The sequence below is a fragment of the Stenotrophomonas sp. GW821-FHT01H02A genome (assembly GCF_059422145.1).
In genome coordinates this window covers 246982-268516 of the sequence record NZ_JBWKWI010000002.1, presented here as the reverse complement: position 1 = coordinate 268516, position 21535 = coordinate 246982, and the positions used below count along the sequence as shown (strand labels likewise).

At 67.5% G+C, this 21535-nt stretch carries 23 protein-coding genes; 19 read left to right on the top strand and 4 right to left on the bottom strand.

What is annotated here, in order from left to right:
• Positions 1-42: 42 nt before the first annotated feature.
• The 3 genes from aqpZ to AC07WC_RS04605 all read right to left on the bottom strand — a co-directional run bounded on the left by aqpZ (position 43) and on the right by AC07WC_RS04605 (position 3954).
• On the bottom strand, positions 43-765 hold the full coding sequence (gene aqpZ, locus AC07WC_RS04615) for an aquaporin Z (RefSeq protein ID WP_495208955.1): 723 nt from the start codon (positions 763-765) through the stop codon (positions 43-45).
• Positions 766-878: 113 nt separating this feature from the next.
• The gene (locus AC07WC_RS04610) at positions 879-1742 is read right to left on the bottom strand and encodes a pirin family protein (protein ID WP_495208954.1); all 864 of its coding nucleotides are present in this window, start codon (positions 1740-1742) and stop codon (positions 879-881) included.
• A gap of 148 nt (positions 1743-1890) precedes the next feature.
• Complete coding sequence (locus AC07WC_RS04605; protein WP_495208953.1) at positions 1891-3954, bottom strand: 3-hydroxyacyl-CoA dehydrogenase NAD-binding domain-containing protein; 2064 nt, start codon at positions 3952-3954, stop codon at positions 1891-1893.
• 238 nt (positions 3955-4192) lie between these two features.
• Between AC07WC_RS04605 and rpoE the strand changes: the two genes are divergently transcribed.
• From rpoE to recO, 9 genes are all read left to right on the top strand, one after another.
• The gene (gene rpoE / locus AC07WC_RS04600; protein ID WP_313219082.1) at positions 4193-4813 is read left to right on the top strand and encodes an RNA polymerase sigma factor RpoE; all 621 of its coding nucleotides are present in this window, start codon (positions 4193-4195) and stop codon (positions 4811-4813) included.
• The gene (locus tag AC07WC_RS04595) at positions 4810-5703 is read left to right on the top strand and encodes a sigma-E factor negative regulatory protein (protein ID WP_495208952.1); all 894 of its coding nucleotides are present in this window, start codon (positions 4810-4812) and stop codon (positions 5701-5703) included. Before rpoE ends, AC07WC_RS04595 begins: the two co-directional genes overlap by 4 nt.
• An 83-nt stretch (positions 5704-5786) precedes the next feature.
• Positions 5787-7310, top strand: coding sequence for a DegQ family serine endoprotease (locus AC07WC_RS04590; protein WP_495208951.1), 1524 nt, complete (start codon positions 5787-5789; stop codon positions 7308-7310).
• Positions 7311-7477: 167 nt separating this feature from the next.
• Positions 7478-9268 (top strand): translation elongation factor 4, encoded by a 1791-nt coding sequence (gene lepA, locus AC07WC_RS04585; RefSeq protein ID WP_019183453.1) that lies wholly within the window; start codon positions 7478-7480, stop codon positions 9266-9268.
• 100 nt (positions 9269-9368) lie between these two features.
• A complete protein-coding gene (lepB, locus tag AC07WC_RS04580) occupies positions 9369-10163 on the top strand; it encodes a signal peptidase I (protein WP_495208950.1) in 795 nt (264 codons plus the stop codon).
• Between the two features lie 32 nt (positions 10164-10195).
• Positions 10196-10579, top strand: coding sequence for a DUF4845 domain-containing protein (locus AC07WC_RS04575; RefSeq protein WP_088434521.1), 384 nt, complete (start codon positions 10196-10198; stop codon positions 10577-10579).
• On the top strand, positions 10569-11249 hold the full coding sequence (rnc, locus tag AC07WC_RS04570) for a ribonuclease III (protein WP_088434520.1): 681 nt from the start codon (positions 10569-10571) through the stop codon (positions 11247-11249). Before AC07WC_RS04575 ends, rnc begins: the two co-directional genes overlap by 11 nt.
• Positions 11246-12142: a GTPase Era gene (gene era, locus AC07WC_RS04565; RefSeq protein WP_495208949.1), complete on the top strand. Its 897-nt coding sequence runs from the start codon at positions 11246-11248 to the stop codon at positions 12140-12142. The genes rnc and era overlap by 4 nt, the downstream gene beginning before the upstream one ends.
• A gap of 31 nt (positions 12143-12173) precedes the next feature.
• The gene (gene recO / locus AC07WC_RS04560; protein WP_495208948.1) at positions 12174-12899 is read left to right on the top strand and encodes a DNA repair protein RecO; all 726 of its coding nucleotides are present in this window, start codon (positions 12174-12176) and stop codon (positions 12897-12899) included.
• An 8-nt stretch (positions 12900-12907) separates the two neighbouring features.
• Here recO and AC07WC_RS04555 read toward each other — a convergent pair whose 3' ends face one another.
• Positions 12908-13642 (bottom strand): Hpt domain-containing response regulator, encoded by a 735-nt coding sequence (locus AC07WC_RS04555; protein WP_495209111.1) that lies wholly within the window; start codon positions 13640-13642, stop codon positions 12908-12910.
• Between the two features lie 137 nt (positions 13643-13779).
• Between AC07WC_RS04555 and rlmD the strand changes: the two genes are divergently transcribed.
• The 10 genes from rlmD (at position 13780) to AC07WC_RS04505 (ending at position 21501) form a co-directional block, all read left to right on the top strand.
• On the top strand, positions 13780-15114 hold the full coding sequence (gene rlmD / locus AC07WC_RS04550) for a 23S rRNA (uracil(1939)-C(5))-methyltransferase RlmD (protein WP_495208947.1): 1335 nt from the start codon (positions 13780-13782) through the stop codon (positions 15112-15114).
• A gap of 39 nt (positions 15115-15153) precedes the next feature.
• Positions 15154-15747, top strand: a complete 594-nt coding sequence (locus AC07WC_RS04545) for a hypothetical protein (protein ID WP_495208946.1) — start codon at positions 15154-15156, stop codon at positions 15745-15747.
• Positions 15748-15805: 58 nt separating this feature from the next.
• Complete coding sequence (locus AC07WC_RS04540) at positions 15806-16309, top strand: CYTH domain-containing protein (RefSeq protein ID WP_495208945.1); 504 nt, start codon at positions 15806-15808, stop codon at positions 16307-16309.
• 45 nt (positions 16310-16354) lie between these two features.
• Positions 16355-17047: a DsbA family oxidoreductase gene (locus AC07WC_RS04535; protein WP_495208944.1), complete on the top strand. Its 693-nt coding sequence runs from the start codon at positions 16355-16357 to the stop codon at positions 17045-17047.
• A 67-nt stretch (positions 17048-17114) separates the two neighbouring features.
• Positions 17115-18122, top strand: coding sequence for a beta-N-acetylhexosaminidase (gene nagZ, locus AC07WC_RS04530; RefSeq protein WP_495208943.1), 1008 nt, complete (start codon positions 17115-17117; stop codon positions 18120-18122).
• Positions 18122-18676 carry a hypoxanthine-guanine phosphoribosyltransferase gene (locus AC07WC_RS04525; RefSeq protein ID WP_019183441.1) on the top strand — a complete coding sequence of 185 codons (555 nt, stop codon included), beginning with the start codon at positions 18122-18124 and terminating at the stop codon, positions 18674-18676. The genes nagZ and AC07WC_RS04525 overlap by 1 nt, the downstream gene beginning before the upstream one ends.
• Positions 18676-19422, top strand: coding sequence for an S-methyl-5'-thioinosine phosphorylase (locus AC07WC_RS04520; protein ID WP_495208942.1), 747 nt, complete (start codon positions 18676-18678; stop codon positions 19420-19422). The genes AC07WC_RS04525 and AC07WC_RS04520 overlap by 1 nt, the downstream gene beginning before the upstream one ends.
• Positions 19423-19510: 88 nt before the next feature.
• Positions 19511-19720, top strand: coding sequence for a transcription antiterminator/RNA stability regulator CspE (gene cspE, locus AC07WC_RS04515; protein ID WP_495208941.1), 210 nt, complete (start codon positions 19511-19513; stop codon positions 19718-19720).
• A 65-nt stretch (positions 19721-19785) separates the two neighbouring features.
• Positions 19786-21033, top strand: coding sequence for an FAD-dependent oxidoreductase (locus tag AC07WC_RS04510; protein WP_495208940.1), 1248 nt, complete (start codon positions 19786-19788; stop codon positions 21031-21033).
• Between the two features lie 198 nt (positions 21034-21231).
• A complete protein-coding gene (locus tag AC07WC_RS04505) occupies positions 21232-21501 on the top strand; it encodes a hypothetical protein (protein ID WP_495208939.1) in 270 nt (89 codons plus the stop codon).
• Positions 21502-21535 lie beyond the last annotated feature (34 nt).

Here is a 21535-nt window from a genome sequence, read left to right as displayed (position 1 = left end):
TCATCCCAGGCCGGACGGGCCGATGCCCGCCCGGCCCTGGGTTCAGCGGGGCGCGGTGCCCATCCACTTGTAGACGATGCCGCCGATCAGTCCGCCCAGCAACGGCGCCAGCCAGAACAGCCAGAGCTGGCCCAGCGCACCGCTGCCGGCGAACAGGGCCACGGCCGTGGAACGCGCCGGATTGACCGAGGTATTGGTGACCGGAATGCTGATCAGGTGGATCAGGGTCAGGGCCAGGCCGATCGCGATCGGGGCGAAGCCGGCCGGTGCGTTGCCATGGGTCGAGCCCATGATCACGATCAGGAAGAACGCGGTGAGCACCACCTCGCACAGGAAGGCCGCGGCGACGCTGTAGCCGCCCGGAGAGAGCGCACCATAGCCGTTGCTGGCGAACGCGCCGGCCTGGCTGCCATCGATCTGGAAACCGGGCGCGCCGGAGGCGATCTGCAGCAGGATGAAGCCGGCCAGGGCGCCGCCCAGCACCTGCGCGACGATGTAGGGCAACAGGTCACGGGCGGGGAATCGTCCACCGGCCCACAAGCCCAGACTCACGGCCGGATTGAAGTGCGCGCCGGACACGTGCCCGAACGCATACGCGCCGGTCAGCACGGTCAGGCCGAAGGCCAGCGCCACGCCCAGAAAACCGATCCCCAGCGGATTGCCGTCGCCGCCGAACTTGGCGGCCAGTACGGCACTGCCACACCCACCCAACACCAACCAGAACGTGCCCAGGAACTCGGCGGCCAGACGCTTGCCCATGCTCATCGATGTGCTCCACGTTATGCCCGGGGTGGGCAGGCGCAACGTAGCTGAATCGGGGTTCATCGGGGTGACGGCGGCGTCAACACCCGACGAACGGTCGATGGCGTCGTTTCAGCTCAGTACGTGGGCAGGGGAATGAACTCTTTGTCGTCGCCGGGGATGGTGCCGAAACGACCCGATTCCCAGTCGTGCTTGGCCTGTTCGATGCGTTCGGTGGAGCTGGAGACGAAATTCCACCAGAGGTGGCGCGGGCCGTCCAGTGGTTCGCCGCCCATCAGCATCGCCTTGATCGGGGTCTTGGCGCGCAGGCGGCCGCGGGCACCGGGCTCGGGGATGATCAGGTGCTGCGCAGGCACGTCGACGCCATCCAGCTGGGCCTGGCCTTCGAGGATATAGAGCGACCGCTCGGCGTGGCCGGTATCGAGGTCGATTTCCGCATCGGCATCCAGGTCGATGGCGACGTTGAGAGTGTCGGCGAAGACCTTGACCGGGGATTCTTCGCCGTACGCGCGGCCGGCGATGACACGCAGCCAGGCGCCGTTACGGCGCTGCTGGGGCAGGGTGGCGGCAGCATGGTGGTAGAACGCGGGATCGGTCTCTTCGGCACTCTTCGGCAACGCGAGCCAGGTCTGCATCCCGTGCAACGGATGCTCGTGCTCGCGTTCGACGGCGGGCGTGCGTTCGGAGTGGGCGATGCCGCGGCCGGCGGTCATCCAGTTGACGTCGCCGGGGCGGATCACCTGATCCGAGCCCAGCGTGTCGCGATGGCCGATGGCGCCGGACCAGAGAAAGGTGACGGTGGCCAGGCCGATATGCGGATGCGGGCGTACGTCGATGCCGGTGCCCGGCGAGAGGACGGCCGGGCCCATCTGGTCGACGAAGACGAACGGCCCGATGCTGCGCGCCTGCAGGGTCGGCACGGCGCGGCGGACCTGCAGGCCACCGATGTCATGGATGCGGGGGGCGATGATGGTCGTCATGCGGGCGGTCTCGCTGGCGGGGACAGAGCGGGAGGATCGCATGCAGGGGGTGGGGGCGGGAGGCCTGTACCGGTAACAGGTTGTTCTGGTTTCACGCGCGAGCGGATGCAAAAAACAACGCCAGCATAAGCTGGCGTTGTTGCGGTCCTCAGATCACCGGCTCGCGCAGCACTGGCGAGTCCCAGCCCGGGCGCGGGGCGAAGCGATCGCCATGACGCTGCTGGAGGAGCTTGAGGCGTTCGACCAGCGCATCGGCGCCGGTGGCGCGGATGTACTGGATCGGGCCACCGCGGAACGGGGCGAAGCCGGTACCGAAGATCACGCCCGCATCGAGCAGGTCCGCGTCGGCCACGACGCCGTCGTGCAGGCAGGCCACCGCCTCGTTGAGCAGTGGCAGGATCAGGCGGTCTTCCAGATCGGCAGGAACCTCGTAGTTCGCGGGGACGTCGGGCTTCTGCGCGCGGCCATTCTCCCACTTGTACAGGCCTTGCCCGTCCTTCTTGCCGCGCTTGCCCGGTTCCACCGTCGCCAGTGCAGCCGGTACCTGCAGGCCGAGGAAGGGCGCCAGTTCCTTGCCCACGCCGGCCGCCACGTCCAGGCCGACGGTGTCGAGCAGTTCGATCGGGCCCATCGGCATGCCGAACTTGACCGCGGCCTTGTCCAGCACCGGGCCGGGCACGCCTTCGGCGTAGGCGGTGGCGGCTTCGAGCATGTACGGGAACAACACGCGGTTGACCAGGAAGCCGGGGGTGCCGGCGACCGGCACCGGGAATTTGCCCAGTGCCTTGCAGAACGACGCCAGGCGGCGCTCGGTCTCCGCGGCCATGCCATCGTGGTGGATGATTTCCACCAGCGGCATCTGCGCGACCGGGTTGAAGTAATGCAGGCCGGCAAACTGCGCCGGGCGCTGGATATGGTCGCGCAGGTCGTCCAGCGGGATCGAAGAGGTGTTGGTGGTCAGCAGTGCATCGGCCTTCATCTTCGGCTCCAGCGACTGGTACAGGTCGCGCTTGGCCTCCGGATTCTCGATGATCGCTTCGATCACCAGATCGGCCAGGGCCACGCCCTCGCCAGCGAGATCGGCTTTCAGGCGCGCGGCCACGGCCGGACGCTTGCTGTCGTCCTTGACCCGCTTGGCGAACAGCGCCTGCGCGCGCTCCATGGCCGGGTCGATGAAGCGCTGCTCGCGATCCTGCAGGGTCACGTTGAAGCCCTTGTAGGCCGACCACGCGGCGATGTCGCCGCCCATCACACCCGCACCGACCACGTGCACGTGCTGGATGCCATGGTCCTTGCCGCCAAGCGCCTTCAGGCGCTCGGTCAGGAAGAAGATGCGGATCAGGTTGCGTGCGGTCGGCGTGCCGGCCAGCTTCACCACCGCGCGGCGCTCGGCATCCAGGCGGGTCTGGATCGGACTGCCGCCGGTGCGTGCCCAGGTATTGATCAATGCATATGGCGCCGGGTAATGCTCCTTGCGCGCCTTGCGGGCCACCTGTTTGGCCATCTGCGGGGCGAGCAGCTTGCGTGCCGGCCAGGTGTTGGTGATCCATGCGGTCGCGCGCTGCTTGAACGGGCGGGTGGTCCCCTCCAGTGCGAGGGACACGGCGGTATCGAGCAGCACCGCCGGTGCCACGACCTTGTCGACCAGGCCGATGTTGCGGGCGGCCGGGGCCGACAGATTGCGGCCGGTCAGCATCATGTCCATGGCCGCCGGCGCACCGACCAGCTGCGGCAGGCGCGAACTGCCGCCCCAGCCCGGGAAGATGCCGAGTTGGGTTTCCGGCAGGCCGATGCGGGTGGACGGATCGTTGGAGGCCACGCGGTAGCGGCACGCCAGCGCCAGCTCGGTACCACCGCCCAGGCAGTGGCCATGGATGGCGGCCACGGTCGGGCAGGGCAGTTCGGCCAGCTTCTGGTAAGTGCTCTGGCCGCGGCGGATGGCGTCATTGACGGTGCCGCGGCGGTCGAATTCCTGGAACTCCTTCAAGTCCGCACCAGCGATGAAGCCGGCCGCCTTGACCGATTGGATGATCACCGCCTTGGGCGGGTCCATCGCGATCCGCTCGATCAGGTCACCCAATTCGAGCAGCACGTCCTGCGACATGGCGTTGACGCTGCTGTCATGGCGGTCGAGGCTGAGCACCACGACGCCATCGTCACGGATCTGCGGGTGCCAATGCGAGAAGCGGAGCCCATCGAAGCCTGAGAGCATGGGAACGTTCCATCCGGTTGTGTATGGAGAAGGGGGCTATGATCCAGAGGTTGTTTCCTCCCCGTCAAATCCCTATAGCTGGGGGAGAGATACCGCCGATTCATTGCCTGGATCGGAAACCTTAACGGAACGGTGGTTAAAAGCTGGTGCGGCGCTGCGTGATCAAGCGCTGAACTTTTCCCGGGATTGGCAGTCTCATTGCCCGACGTCGGTTGGGCTGACAGGAGTGCGGCCCCCCATGGCCGAGGTTGAAACACCACAGGAGCTGGACCTGGAGCTGGTCCGACGTGTGCAGCGTGGCGAGAGCGCGGCGTTCGATGTCCTGGTGCGCAAGTACCAGCATCGGGTCATCGCGCTGATCGGGCGCTACATCGCGGACTGGAGTGAATGTCAGGACGTGGCCCAAGACACTTTCGTCCGCGCCTATCGCGCGATCGGCAGTTTCCGTGGCGACGCCCAGTTCTATACCTGGTTGCACAGGATTGCCGTGAACACTGCCAAGAACCATCTCGCCGCGCACAACCGCCGTCCGCCCACCGATGACATCGAAATCGGGGACGCCGAGCAGTACGACAGCGGTACCCGCCTGCGCGATACCGACACGCCCGAACGCGAGTTGATGCGCCAGGAACTGGAACAGACGGTGATGAAGGCGGTCTCCGCGTTGCCTGAAGAACTGCGATCGGCCATCACCATGCGCGAGGTGGACGGCCTGAGCTACGACGAAATCGCGCAGAAGATGGGGTGCCCGATCGGCACCGTGCGGTCGCGGATTTTCCGTGCCCGCGAGGCGATCGACACTGAACTTCGGCCGCTGCTCGATGTGGGCAGCGCCACCCGCGAGAAGAGCCGCGCATGAGCCACGATATGTCCAATGATGCTTCCCGGGGCGCGTCCCCCGATAAATTCGACGCCCATTACCGTCAGCAGTTGTCGTCGTTGATCGACGGCGAGCTGTCGGCCGATGAAGCGCGTTTCATGCTGCGTCGGCTGGAGCACGACGAGGCCTTGTCCAGCTGCAACGAACGCTGGCAGATGCTGGGCGATGTGCTGCGCGGTCAGGCCTGCGCACCGGCCCCCGCCGATTTCGCCGACCGCGTGCGTCAGTCCGTGGCCGTGGAGCCCGCCCCGGCGACGCAGGCCCGGGTCGAGCGCAGCCAGGGAAGCGCCGAACGCCGTGGCGGCTGGCGACGCTGGGGCGGTGGCGCAGCGTTGGCCGCCTCCGTGGCCGCGGTGGCGATGTTCATGACCCGCGAGCAGCTGCCGGCCCCGGCCCCGCTGGACGCGCCGACCACCATCATCGCCAGCCAGGCCGAACTGCCGGCCGCCCCGGTCACCGAGGCGTCGGCCGCCGAACAGGCGCTCGCCGTGGCTGCGGTGCCGGCTGCCGCGGTGGCGGCGGCCAGCCGCCGCCAGGACGTGGCCACTGCCCGCCGCGCCAGCGCCACCCGTACCCAGCAGGCCGCGCGCAGCGCCGCGGAGCGGAGTGTCGAGCCGCAGCGGGCCGTCGCCAGCCAGGCGCCGTTGACCCCGGCCATGCCCGCGTCGACCGCGCGGCAGTTCCCGTTCGGTGAGGTCGGCAGCCTGCAGGCCAAGCCCTGGCCGCGGTCCAGCCTGGCGCCGGCCGCCGGCGGCGCGCTCAATGCTAGCTTCTCCACGCAGGCACCACAGGCGGCGTTCTATCCCTTCGAGCCGCGTCTGCAGGAGTCGCCCGAGGCGGCCGAACCCGCACGCCGGCACCGCGACTGAGCATCGTCGCCCTGACGTTCCGCTCCGGCCGCGTTGCCGGAGCGTCCCCCCCCTTTGTTCCCTGACCCGGAGGTTCGTGTCTGATGACCGCCCGTATCCGTACCCACGCCCTGGCGCTGATCGCCATGACGCTCCCGCTGGTGGCCTGCGCACAGTCGCCGTCGCCGGCCACCACTGCCGCCCCGGCGGCGGCCGCGCCGCGTGCGCCGGCCCCGCAGCTGGTCAGTGGCCTGCCGGACTTCACCAACCTGGTCGAACAGGTCGGTCCGGGCGTGGTCAATGTCGAGACCACCATCGTGCGCAGCAACCGCCAGGCGCGCATGGCCGGTCCCGCAGACCAGGACATGCCGGAATTCTTCCGCCGTTTCTTCGGGCCGGACTTCCAGATGCCCGGACCGGGCGCCGATGGCCCCGATGACGGCACGCCGAGCATCCGTGGCCGCGGCATGGGCTCGGGCTTCATCATTTCCGCCGACGGTTACGTGCTTACCAACCATCACGTGGTGGCCGACGCCAGCGAAGTGAAGGTGAAGCTGAGCGACCGCCGCGAGTTCACCGCCAAGGTGGTCGGCAGCGACCAGCAGTACGACGTGGCCCTGCTCAAGATCGACGCCAAGAACCTCCCGACCGTGCGCGTGGGCGATTCCAACACGCTCAAGCCGGGCCAGTGGGTGGTCGCGATCGGCTCGCCGTTCGGGCTGGACCATTCGGTGACCGCTGGCGTGGTCAGCGCGGTCGGTCGCAGCACCGGCGGCCCGGACCAGCGCTACGTGCCCTTCATTCAGACCGACGTGGCGATCAACCAGGGCAACTCCGGTGGCCCGCTGCTCAATACCCGGGGTGAGGTGGTCGGCATCAACTCGCAGATCCTGTCCGGGTCGGGCGGATACATGGGCGTGAGCTTCGCGATCCCGATCGACCTGGCCATGGGCGCGGTCGAGCAGATCAAGACCTCCGGCCGGGTCAGCCGTGGCCAGCTGGGCGCAGCGGTCGGCCCGATCGATGGGCTCAAGGCGCAGGGTCTGGGCTTGCCGGACAGCCGCGGCGCGCTGGTCAACGAGGTGGTCGCGGGCAGCGCGGCGCTCAAGGCCGGCATCGAGCCCGGTGACGTGATCCGCTCGGTCAATGGCAGCCCGATCAATACCTTCAGTGATCTGCCACCGGCCATCGGCGCGCTGCCGCCGGGCAGCAAGGTCCGCCTGAGCGTGCTGCGCGATGGCAAGGAACGGAAGATCACCGCCACCCTGACCGAGCTGGCCGAAGACGCCGAGCGTGGTCCTGCCCGTCCGGCCGCCGAAGCGGCCAAGCCCGAGACCGGCGCCAATGCCCTGCTCGGGCTGGAAGTGGCCGACCTGACCGCCGCGCAACGCCAGCAGCTGGGCCTGTCCGCCGGCGAGGGCGTGCGCATCACCCGGGTCAATGGCCAGTCGGCGCGGGATGCCGGTCTGTCGCCGGGCCTGGTGGTGCTGCAGGTCGGCCGGACCCCGGTCGGCAGCGTCGCCGCGCTGAACAAGGCGCTGGGCGGTTACCGCAAGGGGGACGTGGTCATGCTGCTGGTCCGCGCCAACGGCAACAGTGCCTTCGTGGCGGTCAAGGCCGGGCAGTAAGCCCGCCCCGCCTGCGTTTCCGGGCCCGCTTCGGCGGGCCCGGCCGTTTCTGGGGTGCCGATGGCGACAATCGCCCCCGGGCCCACGCGGGACCGGGCCGGCCATGCGATAATCCGCAGTCATCCTGACGACGCGACGCGCCGCCGCCACCTATGTCTTCTGATTCGATGCGGTTCATCCGCAACTTCTCCATCATCGCCCACGTCGACCACGGCAAGTCCACGCTGGCCGATCGCATCATCCAGCTTTGCGGTGGCCTCCAGGCCCGTGAAATGGAGGCGCAGGTGCTCGACTCGAACCCGATCGAGCGCGAGCGTGGCATCACCATCAAGGCCCAGTCGGTCTCGCTGCCGTACGTCGCCAAAGACGGCCAGACTTACCACCTGAACTTCATCGACACCCCCGGGCATGTCGACTTCTCCTATGAAGTCAGCCGCTCGCTGGCCGCCTGCGAAGGCGCGCTGCTGGTGGTCGATGCGGCCCAGGGCGTGGAAGCGCAGTCCGTGGCCAACTGCTACACGGCCGTCGAGCAGGGCCTGGAAGTGGTGCCGGTGATCAACAAGATCGACCTGCCCACCGCCGATATCGAGCGCGCCAAGGCCGAGATCGAGGCCGTGATCGGCATCGACGCGACCGACGCCGTGCCGGTCAGCGCCAAGACCGGCCTGAACGTGCAGGACGTGCTGGAGGCGATCGTGCATCGCATCCCGCCGCCGGTACCGCGCGATACCGACAAGCTGCAGGCGCTGATCATCGACTCGTGGTTCGACAACTACCTGGGCGTGGTCTCGCTGGTGCGCGTGATGCAGGGCCAGATCAAGGCCGGCGACAAGCTGCAGGTGATGTCCACCGGCCGCAACCACCAGGTCGACAACGTCGGCGTGTTCACCCCCAAGCGCAAGGTGCTGCCGGCCCTGCGCGCCGGTGAAGTGGGCTGGGTCACCGCCAGCATCAAGGACGTACATGGCGCACCGGTCGGCGATACCCTGACCATGGCCGCCGACCCGGCCGCCAAGCCGCTGCCGGGCTTCCAGGAAATGCAGCCACGCGTGTTCGCCGGCCTGTTCCCGGTCGATGCCGAGGATTACCCGGACCTGCGCGAAGCGCTGGACAAGCTGCGCCTGAACGATGCCGCGCTGCGCTTCGAGCCGGAAAGCTCCGAGGCGATGGGCTTCGGCTTCCGCTGCGGCTTCCTGGGCATGCTGCACATGGAGATCGTGCAGGAACGCCTGGAGCGCGAGTACAACCTGGACCTGATCAGCACCGCGCCGACCGTGGTCTATGAAGTGCTCAAGACCGACGGCACCATCATCAACATGGACAACCCGGCCAAGCTGCCGCCGGTGAACCAGGTCGATGAGATCCGCGAGCCGATCATCCGCGCCAACGTGCTCACCCCCGAAGAGTACATCGGCAACATCATCAAGCTGTGCGAAGAAAAGCGCGGCAGCCAGCTCGGCATCAACTACCTGGGCAGCCAGGTGCAGATCAGCTATGAGCTGCCGATGGCCGAGGTGGTGCTGGACTTCTTCGACAAGCTCAAGTCGGTCAGCCGTGGCTATGCCTCGCTGGACTACCACTTCGTGCGCTTCGATGCCGGCCCGTTCGTCCGCGTGGACGTGCTGATCAACGGCGACAAGGTCGACGCGCTGTCGCTGATCGTGCACCGCAGCCACGCCGATCGTCGCGGCCGCGAGCTGTGCGAGAAGATGAAGGAACTGATCCCGCGGCAGATGTTCGACGTGGCCATCCAGGCCGCCGTCGGCTCGCAGATCATCTCGCGCACCACGGTCAAGGCGATGCGCAAGAACGTGCTGGCCAAGTGCTATGGTGGCGACGTTTCGCGCAAGAAGAAGCTGCTTGAGAAACAGAAAGAAGGCAAGAAGCGCATGAAGCAGGTCGGCCGCGTGGAAATCCCGCAGGAAGCCTTCCTGGCCGTGCTGCAGATGGACAAGTAAGGCCGGATGGCTTTCCCGGCGGCGGCAGGCGGCACCGGATCGGTGTCGCCGGACGCGCAGGGGCACACCACACCGCTGCAATCGTTCCCAAGGACACTGCATGAAATTGTTTGAGCTCCTCCTGGTCGTACTGACGTTGGCCTCGGGCCTGATCCTGCTGGCCGAAAAGCTGTACTTCGCCAAGCGCCGCGCCCAGCGCGCCGGCCTGCTGGACACCGAGCCGGTGATGGTCGACTACGCGCGGGCGTTCTTCCCCGTGCTGGCGATCGTGCTGGTGGTGCGCAGCTTCATCGCCGAGCCGTACAAGATCCCGTCCAGCTCGATGATGCCCAACCTGCTGATCGGCGATTTCATCCTGGTCAACAAGTTCTCCTATGGCCTGCGCCTGCCGCTGAACAACGCCAAGGTGGTGCCGTTCGGCGAGCCCAAGCGCGGCGACGTGGTGGTGTTCCACTTCCCGGGCCACTCCGACAACGATCCGGCCAAGGGCGAGAATTTCATCAAGCGCGTGATCGGCGTGCCGGGCGACCAGATCGAGTTCCAGGGCAACGGGCTGATCCTCAACGGCGAGCCGGTCAAGTACGACAACAAGGGTCTGTATGCCGGCCACAATGGCCAGGGCGAGGGCAGCTCGCTGCTGGTCGAGCACCTGCCGGGCAGGACCCACACCGTGCTGGAGACCGACTACGCCCGCGGCGAAGGGCAGTGGACCGTCCCGGCCGGCAAGTACCTGGTCATGGGCGACAATCGTGACAACAGCGACGACGGCCGTTTCTGGGGCCTGCTGCCGGAAGAGAATCTCCGCGGCAAGGCTTTCCTGATCTGGCTGAACTGCTCGGGCTGGTTCTGCAAGGACGGCTTCGAACCGTCGCGGATCGGCACGGGTATCCATTGATTCATGGCACACGCGTATCTGGGGAGAACGCAATGAAGAACATGACATCGCAGCGCGGCATCACCTTGACCTCGTTCCTGGTGGTGCTGATCGTGGTCGCCTTCTTCCTGTACATCGGGATGAAGCTGTTCCCGATGTACCAGGAGTACTACGCCGTCCGGTCGGCGATGAAGAGCCTGGCCAAGGAGCCCGGGGTGGGCAACATGGAGCCGCGCCGCATCCAGGAGATGTTCTTCAAGCGCCTGTACATCAATTACTCCGAGAACGTGAAACCCGCCGACGTGAAGTTCGATCGCATCGATGGCGGCTGGAACATGAAGGTCTACTACGAAGTGCGCCGTGAAATGATCGGCAACCTGGACGTGGTGGGCAAATTTGATTCAAACCAGGAATTGACCCGTAGCGGTGCCGACTAAGACCTTCCAACGCGGTGACCTGATCGGTCACGCCTTCAACGATCCGGGCCTGCTCCAGCAGGCGCTGACGCATCGCAGCGCCGGCACGCCCAACAATGAGCGGCTGGAATTCCTCGGCGACAGCATCGTCAACATGATGGTGGCCCAGGCGCTCTACGAACGCTGGCCCAAGGCCGACGAGGGCGCGCTGACCCGTGCCCGTGCCGAACTGGTGCGCGAAGGCGCGCTGGCGGTGATCGCGCGCGAACTGCAGCTGGGCGACCGCCTGATCCTGGGGCCCGGCGAGATGAAGACCGGCGGCCACCGCCGCGACTCCATCCTGGCCGACGCGCTGGAGGCGGTGGTCGCGGCGATCTACCTCGATGCCGGCTTCGCCGCCTGCCGCACGGTGGTGCTGCCGTGGTTCAGTGCCTCGATGCAGGCCCTGCCGGCCACCGGCAAGCCCGAGAAAGACCCCAAGACCCGGCTGCAGGAATGGCTGCAGGCCCGTCAGAAGGCCTTGCCCCTGTATGAGCTGGTGTCAGAATCGGGTGACGATCACGCCAAGACCTTCCGGGTACGCTGCGGCGTAACCGACCCCGCTGTCAGCACCGAAGGCGAAGGTGCCTCGCGACGGCTGGCCGAACAACAAGCGGCTGCCGCCGCCCTCGAGCAACTGGATTCCAAGTGAACGAAGCTACCCCCCATCGTTCCGGCAGCGTGGCCGTCATCGGTCGCCCCAACGTCGGCAAATCCACCCTGACCAACGCCCTGGTTGGCGCCAAGGTCAGCATCGTCTCCAACCGCCCGCAGACCACGCGGCACCGGCTGCTGGGCATCGCCAGCTACCCGGAAGGGCAGATCGTGCTGGTCGATACCCCCGGCCTGCACCGTGCGCAGAAGCGCGCCATGAACCGGGTGATGAACCGCGCCGCGCGCGGCTCGCTCGAGGGCGTGGACGCCGGCATGCTGGTGATCGAAGCCGGCCGCTGGGACGAGGAAGACACCCTGGCGTTCAACGTGCTCAGCGACTCGGGCATCCCGGTGGTGCTGGTGGTCAACAAGATCGACCGCCTGAAGGACAAGGGCGCGCTGTTGCCGTTCCTGCAGCAGGTCACCGAGGGCCGCACGTTCGCGGCCGTGCACCCGATCTCGGCGCAGAAGCGCAACGGCCTGGAATCGCTGGTCCGCGACCTGCTGAAGCTGTTGCCGGAAGCCCCGCCGATGTTCGGCGAGGACGAGATCACCGACCGCAGCCAGCGCTTCCTCGCCGGTGAACTGGTGCGCGAGCAGCTGATGCGCCAGCTCGGCGAAGAACTGCCGTACGCCACCACGGTCGAGATCGAGCGCTTCGTCGAAGACGGCAACCTGCTGCGCATCGGCGCGGTGATCTGGGTCGAGCGCGAAGGCCAGAAGGCGATCGTGATCGGCAAGGCCGGCACCCGCCTGAAGGAGATCGGCGCCAAGTCGCGCCTGCAGATGGAGCGGCTGTTCGGCGCCAAGGTCTTCCTGGAAACCTGGGTCCGCGTGCGCGAAGGCTGGTCCGACGACGAGGCCGCGCTCAAGGCGTTCGGCTACGAATAAGCCGGCCACGCCAGCCCCGGGCGGTTGAATCATGCGCATCGACGATGAGCCGGCGTTCGTGCTCCACGCCCGGCCGTGGCGGGAAACCAGCCTGCTGGTCGAGGTGCTGACCGAGCAGTACGGCCGGATCGGGGTGCTTGCCCGAGGCGTGTCCAGCCCGCGCAGCCAAGCGCTGCGCGCGGCCCTGCAGCCGCTGCAGTGGATCCGCCTGACCGCCGTGCAACGTGGTGAACTGGCCCGGCTGCGCGGAGCCGAGGCGCTGGATGCCGCGCCGCGGCTGACCGGCGAAGCGATGCTGGCCGGGTTCTACATCAACGAATTGATGATGCGGCTGGCGCCACGCGAGGACCCGCTGCCCGAGCTTTACGATCATTACGCGCAGGTCAGGGCCCGGCTGCGCGACGGGCAGCCGCTGGCCTGGACCCTGCGTCGTTTCGAGCGCGATCTGCTGGAAGCGCTGGGCGTTGGATTCGACCTGCTGCATGGCAGTGACGAGGCGCCGGTCGACCCCGCGGCACGCTACGAACTGGACCCGCAGGAGGGGCCGCGCCGGTTGCTCAGCGACCGCGGCGTCGATCAGCGCCGCGGCACGGCCACCGGCAGTGCGCTGTTGGCGCTGGCGGCCGATGAGATGCCGGGGCCGGAAGACCTGGGCAGCCTGCGCCGGCCGATGCGTGCGGTACTGATGCACCATCTGGGCGGGCGGGGGTTGAAATCCTGGGAAATGCTGGAAGATCTGGCCCGGCGCCGCCCGTAACCCCGGACCTACTGCAGCAGTGCGTCGACCGCGACGCGGAAGCGGCCCTGGGCGGCGGTCGACTCCGGGGCCTGGTGCAACTGGCGGACCGCCCGGGCCAGCCGCGCAGCGCCCACGAACCCGCAGCTGGCCTGCAGCCGGTGCAGTTGCCCGCGCAGCGACCGTACATCGTGCTCGCGCAGCGCCTGGGCCACCGCATCGCGGACGCCGGGCAATTCGGCCAGGAACAGCTCGCGCAGCGCGATCAGGTGGTGGCGCTGTCCGTTCAGGGCCGCCAGGGCCGTGGTTTCATCCCAATCCTGGCGTGGATCCTCGGCGTCCTCGGCGTCCACATCGACCGGGGCCGACAGGCTGCCGGCGGTGTGGACCAGGGCGCGACGGACCGCCTTGAGCAGGTGCTCGCGGCTCAGGGGTTTGATCAGGGTCTCGCTGAAACCGGCATCGCGCAGGCGCGAGTGGATCGAGGTGTCGCCATCGGCGGTATGTGCCAGTGCCGGCGTGTCCGGCCGCGAGCGGCGCAGTTCCTGCAGCAGCTGGGTGCCATTGCCATCCGGCAGGTTCACGTCGATCAGCCACAGGTCGTGCTGGCTGCCGCGGGCGCGGTCCATCGCCGTGGCCAGGGAATCGGCGGTATCGACCTGGGCCGGCAGGGTCTCCAGCGCGGCCTTGAAGAAGCCGCGGCTGATGGTGTCGTCCTCGACGAGCAGGAATCGGGGCATGGGATCCCTCGGGGTCATCTGCATTGGGGCTGCCTCCATGTCAGCTGCCTCCATCTTAAACGTGAAGTGGCCCGCCGCAAGCCTCCCGGACGCATATCGGCTCAGCTTGGAGTTGGTATCTGCGACAATACGCACCCTTTTTGCCCGCAGCCTGTTGCCACGTGGCCCGAACCCGATCCCGCCTCGACCGTACCCCCTTCCAGACCGACATCCTCGACCTCAGCCATGATGGCCGTGGCGTTGCCCGCCGCGATGGCGAGGGTGGCAAGGTCACCTTCATCACCGGCGCGCTGCCGGGTGAAGTGGTGACCGCCGAGCCGACCGCACGCAACCGCCATTTCGATGAAGCGCGGACCGTGGAAGTGGTGCAGGCCTCGCCGCAGCGGGTGACCCCGCGTTGCCCGCATTTCGGCGTCTGTGCCGGCTGCGTGCTGCAGCATCTGGAAGAATCGCAGCAGATCGTCGCCAAGCAGCGGGTGCTGATCGACAACCTGACCCGGATCGGCCATGTCAGTCCCGGCAGCGTGCTGCCGCCGCTGGTCGGCGACAGCTGGGGCTACCGCCGCAAGGGCCGTTTCTCGGTGCGCCGGGTCGAGAAGAAGGACAAGACCCTGGTCGGCTTCCGCGAGCTGGACCCGCGCTTCGTCGCGGACCTGGGCCAGTGCCTGACCGTCATTCCGGAAATCGGCACGAAGGTCGGCGTGCTCGCCGAGTTCATCGAAACGCTCGATGGCAAACGCGATATCCCGCAGATCGAATTCATCGCTGGCGATGAAGCGATCATGCTGACCATCCGTCACATGCAGCCGCTCAGCGAGGCCGACCGGGCCGCGTGGATCGCCTTCGGGCAGGAACACGGTTTCGCGATCTCGCTGCAGCCCGGTGGGGTGGAGTCGGTGCAGCCACTGTGGCCGGCCGAGGTGCCGTTGTCATTCAAGCTGGCGCCGTGGGATGTCGAGCTGGCGTTCCGCCCGCTGGACTTCATCCAGGTCAATGCCAAGCTCAACGTGCAGATGATCAAGCATGCGCTGGCCCTGCTGGATGCCGGTCCGGACGAGCGCGTGCTCGATCTGTTCTGTGGGCTGGGCAATTTCACCCTGCCGCTGGCGCGCACCGTGCGCAACGTGGTCGGGGTGGAAGGCGATGCCGGCCTGGTGGCGCGTGCGCGTGAGAACGCAGTGCGCAACGGGCTGGAGAATGCCGAGTTCCATGCCGCCGATCTGACCCAGGACCAGCGCCAGGCCTCGTGGATGCGCCAGGGCTTCGACAAGCTGCTGCTGGATCCACCGCGCTCGGGCGCCATCGAAGTGCTGCAGCAGCTGCCGCTGAAGCAGTTCAAGCGCATCGTCTACGTGAGCTGCCATCCGGGCTCGCTCGCCCGCGACGCCGGTTACCTGGTCAACGAGCAGGGGTTCACCCTGGTCTCGGCCGGCGCGATGGACATGTTCCCGCACACCGCGCACGTGGAAAGCATCGCGGTGTTCGAAAAGCGCTGAGCAGCGCCCGTCCTCCGGCGCGGCATTCTGCCACTGGCCGTGTGCGTCGAACACATAGGTCTGTTGGTCGGTGCCGCGCTCGTTGTCATCCCCGGCGGTGACATCGCAGCGGATCTCCGGCACCTGCGTGCTGCGCAGTTCGCAGTCCTCGATCGTCAGGATCTGCAGCCGCTGCTGGAACGCGCGCAGTTCCTCGCGGGTGGCAGCGTCGTCGATGGACGCGGCACGACGATCAAGCTGCGCGTTGAGCAGCGTGCGGACACGCTCGCGTGGGGGAACCGGCGCGTCGACGTCGGCCCGCTGCATCGCCCAGCCCATGCCCTGCGGGACGAAGCGCAGCATCCGGTAGCGGTTCTTCAGGCCGATCTGCATACCGACCAGGCACTCGTAAGCGCCGGCGACCGCGGTGCTGGCAAAGCACGGGCCATGCTCGAACCCACGCGGGGTATACATCGACTGCAGCAACAGGTCCTGGGTGGAGGCGGTCGGTTTCTTCTCCACTTCGACCATCGCCATCACCGCCGCCTCGATCTGTGCAGGCGAGGGCGGCGTGGCGGCGAACGTGCCCAGCGGCAGCAGCGTCAGCAGCAGGGCAGGGAAGTGGGGCTTCATGGGGGCGTCCTTGCAGGGTAGCCGGGCAGTATAGAAGCCGGCCGTGGTCGCATTGCGGTGATCGCCGCATACTGTGCGCATGGGCATTGAAATCGAACGCAAATACCTCGTCACCGGTGAAGGCTGGCGGACCGCCGCGCACGCGGTGATCCCGATGGTGCAGGGCTATCTCAACGACACCGCTTCGCTGGACAGTGGCGCGCAGAAAGCCTCGGTGCGCGTACGCATCCAGGGCGAACAGGCGTTCCTCAACATGAAGTCGCGCGAGATCGGGCACACCCGGCAGGAGTTCGATTATCCGATCCCGGTGGAGGACGCGCGCGCGCTGCTGGCGCTGTGCGTCGGCGGGCTGATCGACAAGCGCAGGCACCTGGTCGAGCATGACGGGCTGCTCTGGGAGGTGGACGAGTTCCTGGGCGAGAACGCCGGGCTGGTGGTGGCCGAAGTGGAGCTTGAGCATGCCGAGCAGGCGGTCACGCTGCCCGACTGGGCGGGAGCGGAAGTCACCGACCAGGTGCGCTACTACAACCTGGCCCTGGCCGCGCACCCGTTTTCACGCTGGTCCAGCGCTGAACGCGGCTGACCTGCCGCCCTTGTAAACCTTCCTCCCGGCCCACAATCTGGCCAGATGAAAATCGATATCTGGTCGGATGTGGTGTGCCCCTGGTGCTGGATCGGCAAGCACCGGTTCCAGCAGGGGCTGGCGTTGCTTGGCGAAGACGCCCCTGAGGTGGAGGTGCACTGGCACCCGTTCCTGCTCGACCCCGACGCGGGTACCACCCCGGTCCCGCTGCGTCAGGCGTATGCGGCCAAGTTCGGCAGTGCCGAGCGCACCGAACAGATCCTCACCCAGACCCAGGCCGCGGCGCGCGCCGAAGGCCTGCCGATGGATTTCGACCAGGGCCAGGTCCGGGTCACCACGCTGCCGGCGCACCGCCTGATGTGGCTGGCCGGGCGTGAAGGCGTGCAGGCGGCCGTTGGCGAGGCGCTGTTCCGCGCGCATTTCGCAGAGGGCCGGAACTTGGCGGACCCGCAGACGCTGATCGACGCCGGCGCCGCCGGTGGCCTGGGCGCCGAACGGATCACCGCCCTGCTGGCCGGCGAAGAAGGGCTGGCGGAGATCCAGGCGCAGCTGGCACAGGCGCAGCGCTTCGGCATTCAGTCCGTGCCCACCTTTGTGATCGACGACAAGTACGCCATCCAGGGCGCCCAGCCACCGGAGGCGTTCGCCCAGGCCCTGCGCCAGATCGCCGCGGAAAGCACCCCCGCCGGTCCTGCGGCCCAGGCCGACGGCTGCGGCCCGGACGGCTGCAAGGTCTGACGCTGCGCGCGGGTTCTGCGACAATGCGGCAGTGCGCCATGGTGGCGCCCCGTATTGGAGACACCCCATGCTCGTGATCGGCGTTGCCGGGACCGAACTCACCGCCCAGGAACGCGAGTGGCTGCAGCACGACGCCGTGGCCGGCGTCATCCTGTTCAAGCGCAACTTCGCCTCGCGCGAGCAGATCGCCGCGCTGTCGGCGGCCATCCGTGCCGCCGCGCCGCGCCCGCAGCTGATCTGCGTGGACCAGGAAGGCGGCCGCGTGCAGCGCTTCCGCGACGGTTACAGCGCACTGCCGCCGCTGCAGGGCTTCGACGCGCTGTACGCCAGCGACCCGGAGGCCGCGCTGGCCCTGGCCGAGCAGCACGCCTGGCTGATGGCCAGCGAAGTGCGCGCCAGCGGCGTGGATCTCAGCTTCGCCCCGGTGGTCGACCTGGGCCGCGGCAACCTGGCCATCGGCGATCGCGCCTTCAGCGCCGATCCGCAGGTGGTCGCTGCCTTCACCGCGGCCTACGTGCGTGGCATGCACAGCGTTGGCATGGCGGCCACCCTGAAGCATTTCCCCGGGCACGGCACCGTGCTGGAAGACACCCATTTCCATGACGCCAGCGATCCGCGTTCGCTCGATGAACTGCGCGCGCAGGATCTGATCCCGTTCAAGGCTGGCATCGCCGCCGGCGCCGATGCAGTGATGATGGCCCACGTGGTCTACCCGCAGGTCGCGCCGGAGCCGGCCGGCTACTCGCCGCGCTGGATCCAGCAGATCCTGCGCGGGGAGATGGGCTTCCGCGGGGTCGTCTTCTCCGATGACATCGGCATGGCCGGCTCGTTCTCCGCCGGTGGGGTGAAGGCGCGCGTGGACGCGCATCTGGATGCCGGTTGCGACGTGGTGCTGGTCTGCCACCCCGAGCTGGTGGAAGAATCGCTGCGCGCGGTCGAAGGCCGCACCCTCAACACCGCTGCGCTGCTCGGCCTGATCGGCCGCGGCGCGCTGGGCTGGGACGGCCTGCTGGCCGATTCCCGCCATGGCACCACCCAATCCCGTTTGCTTGACACCCTTGGAAGAACCGTCTGATGCCCAACCTCACCATTTCCCAGGCCCTGGCCCAGGCCGACCTGCTGGTCGACCGTCCCACCATCGACAAGGCCATCGCTGGCATCGCCGACGCCATCGCGCGCGATTACAAGGGCGAGGTCCCGCTGTTCCTGTCGATCATGCACGGCGCGCTGCCGTTCGCCGGCCAGCTCGCGCTGGAACTGGGCGCACGCGGCCAGGACGTGCAGTTCGATTACCTGCACGCGACCCGTTACCGCGGTGAAACCACCGGCGGCGATCTGGTCTGGAAGCACAAGCCGGCCACCGCGCTGTTCGGCCGCCGCGTGCTGCTGGTCGATGACATCCTCGACGAGGGCTACACCCTGCAGGGCGTGCGCACCTGGTGCCTGGAGCAGGGTGCCACCGACGTGCGCATCGCGGCGCTGACGGTCAAGCTGCACGACCGCGCGCTGCCGGACGTCAAGGCCGACTACGCCGGCATCGATCTGCCGGATCGTTATGTGTTCGGTTTCGGCATGGACGTCAACGAGACGCTGCGCTGCGTGCCTGCCATCTACGCGATGAAGGAATGATGGAGCACATTTCCCTTGCCGTCATCGGCGGCACCGGCGTCTACAAGCTGGCCCAGCTCGACGACGTGAGCAGCCATCAGGTCGACACCCGCTATGGCACGCCGTCCGGCCCGATCCGCGTCGGCACGCTGCTGGGCCAGCGCGTGGCCTTCCTGGCCCGCCACGGTGAAGGCCACTCGCTGCCGCCGCACAAGATCAATTACCGCGCCAACCTGGCCGCCCTGCAGCAGATCGGCGCGCAGCGCGTGCTCGCGCTCAATACGGTCGGTGGCATCACCGAACAGTTCGGGCCGCGCGTGCTGGCCTGTCCGGACCAGCTGATCGATTACACCTGGGGCCGCATCTCCACCCTGTGCGAAGAGCCGGGCACCGAGGTGCTGCACGTGGACTTCGGCCATCCGTACACGCCGATGCTGCGCAGCAAGGTGCTGGCGGCGGCGAAAGTCACCGGCGTGCGCCTGCAGGATGGCGGCTGCTACGGGGCCACGCAGGGCCCGCGGCTGGAGACCAATGCGGAAATCGCGCGCATGCGCCGCGATGGCTGTGATCTGGTCGGCATGACCGGCATGCCCGAAGCAAGCCTCGCCCGCGAGCTCGGCCTGGACTACGCCTGCCTGGCGATCGTGGCCAACTGGGCGGCCGGTTGTGGCGATGGCGATGAGATCACGATGGCCGAAGTGCTGGCCAATGTGGACGCTGCCTCCTCCGGCCTGCCGGAATTGATCGGAGAATTGGCACGGGGGTGATTGTCATTACGGTACAAGGTTTGCATACTCCGCCAGTGCGCTGGTTGAGCGTACACCACCCATTCATAGAAGAAGGTCTCGCATTACCATGCCGAACGGTACCGTCAAGTGGTTCAACGACGCCAAGGGATTTGGCTTTATCTCGCCGGAGGACGGCAGCGCCGACGTCTTCGCGCACTTCTCCGCGATCAACTCCAAGGGCTTCCGCAGTCTGCAGGAAGGCCAGAAGGTCACCTATGACGTGACCCAGGGCCCGAAGGGCGCCCAAGCCTCGAACATCGTGCCGTCGGCAGAGTGATCTCTCGCGCTGCGCATTGAAAAACCCCGCTTCGGCGGGGTTTTTTTTCATCATCGAGTCCACGCATGACCTCTCGTCGCACCATCGCCATCGTCGGCTACGGCACCGCCGGCCAAGCTCTGTCGATCCTGCTTTCACGTGATCATCACGACGTCCACGTTTTCGAGCGCGCGGCGCAGCCGGGTCCGGTCGGGGCCGGGTTCCTGCTGCAGCCGACCGGGCTGGACGTGCTCTTCCAGATGGGATTGCTGCCTGCAGTACTGCAGCACGGTGCCGCCGTACGCCGGCTGTACGGCGAAACTCCGTGCGGGCGTGCCGTCATGGACATGCGTTATGCGCACCTGGATGGCGCACTGCACGGCGTGGGCATGCAGCGTGGTGCGTTGTTCTCGCTGTTGGCCGATGCCTGGGAACAGTCCGGCAACCTGCAGGCCGGCACCACCATCGTCGAGGTGGATACCGCGCAGGGGCGCGTGCGTGACGTCGACGGGCGCTGGCATGGTCCCTACGATCTGGTGATCGCCGCCGATGGCGCCGCCTCCTCGCTGCGCGCACAGGTGCAGGGCACCGCGCTGGACCGCGAATACCCCTGGGGCGCGCTGTGGTGCCTGCTGCCGCGCGGCGACTGGGCGCATGTCGACGAACTGCGCCAACGCTACGTGGCCGCGCGCAAGATGATCGGGCTGCTGCCGGTAGGCACGCGGCCGGGCAACGATGTTGCGCAGTTGAGTTTCTTCTGGAGCCTGCCACGCGACCAGTTCGTGCAGTGGGAGCAGGATGGCATGGCGCGATGGCTCGATGAGATCGCGACGTTGTGGCCGCAGGCGCACGAGCGGCTGGCGGGCGTGTGCGAAGCGGCGCAGCTGGCCCGTGCCGGGTATCGGGACGCAGTGCTCTCGCGCTGGCACCGCGAGCGGCTGGTGCTGGTGGGGGATGCCGCCCACGCAATGAGCCCCCAGTTGGGGCAGGGCGTCAACATGGCGCTGATGGATGCACTGGCGCTGCGCGACGCGCTGCGCGCGCATGCGGACCGTGACATCGCGCTGCAGGCCTACCAGGCCCGGCGACGCGCGCACGTAGCGATCTACCAGTACTGGAGTCGCTGGCTGACGCCGCTGTTCCAGTCCGAACGGGATGGCCTGGCACGCGCCCGCGATGTGCTGTTCCAGCCGATGGGCCGTCTGCCAGGCGGGCGTGGACACATGCTGCGCGTGCTCAGCGGAACGCAGCAGGGTTGGCTCGGCAGACTGCCCTTGTCGCCCGGGTTCATGCAGGCGATGCGCGCATGTGAAGGCGTGAATAACATTCATTGACGTTGGACTCACCGTCCACGTGGGACAACACTCAGGCAAACGCAGCGTGCGTGTGTTTCAACCATGCGCGACCTGCGGCTTCCGCGGCCTCGTGTCCGATGCCTGATCGCTTGGAGCCCCGCGACTGCGGGGTGGTAGGGTGAAGCTGCGTTTGCGACCTACGGTCCGGTGGACCGATCGCAACCCAAGGAGATTGAAATGCTGTTCTCGGCCGAAACTCTGGAAAGTGAAATCCGCAAACTGCGCGGACTCCTGCAGATGTTGCATGAGGATCAGCCGGACGTGATGGAAGACGTGTTCGAGTTCCATGTGACCAGCCTGATCACGCACGCTGCGCCGGAGCATCACCCGCGCATCCGTGCCGCTGCCCACGAGATGTTGGCCGCGATCCAGCGGCAACCGGTGCGGCCCAATCCGCACGCGCCGGACATCCGGCTGATGCCCGAGCTGTTGGTGTCCGCGGCCTGATCCACACGCGGTTGCTCTGGTTGCGCGCTGGTTG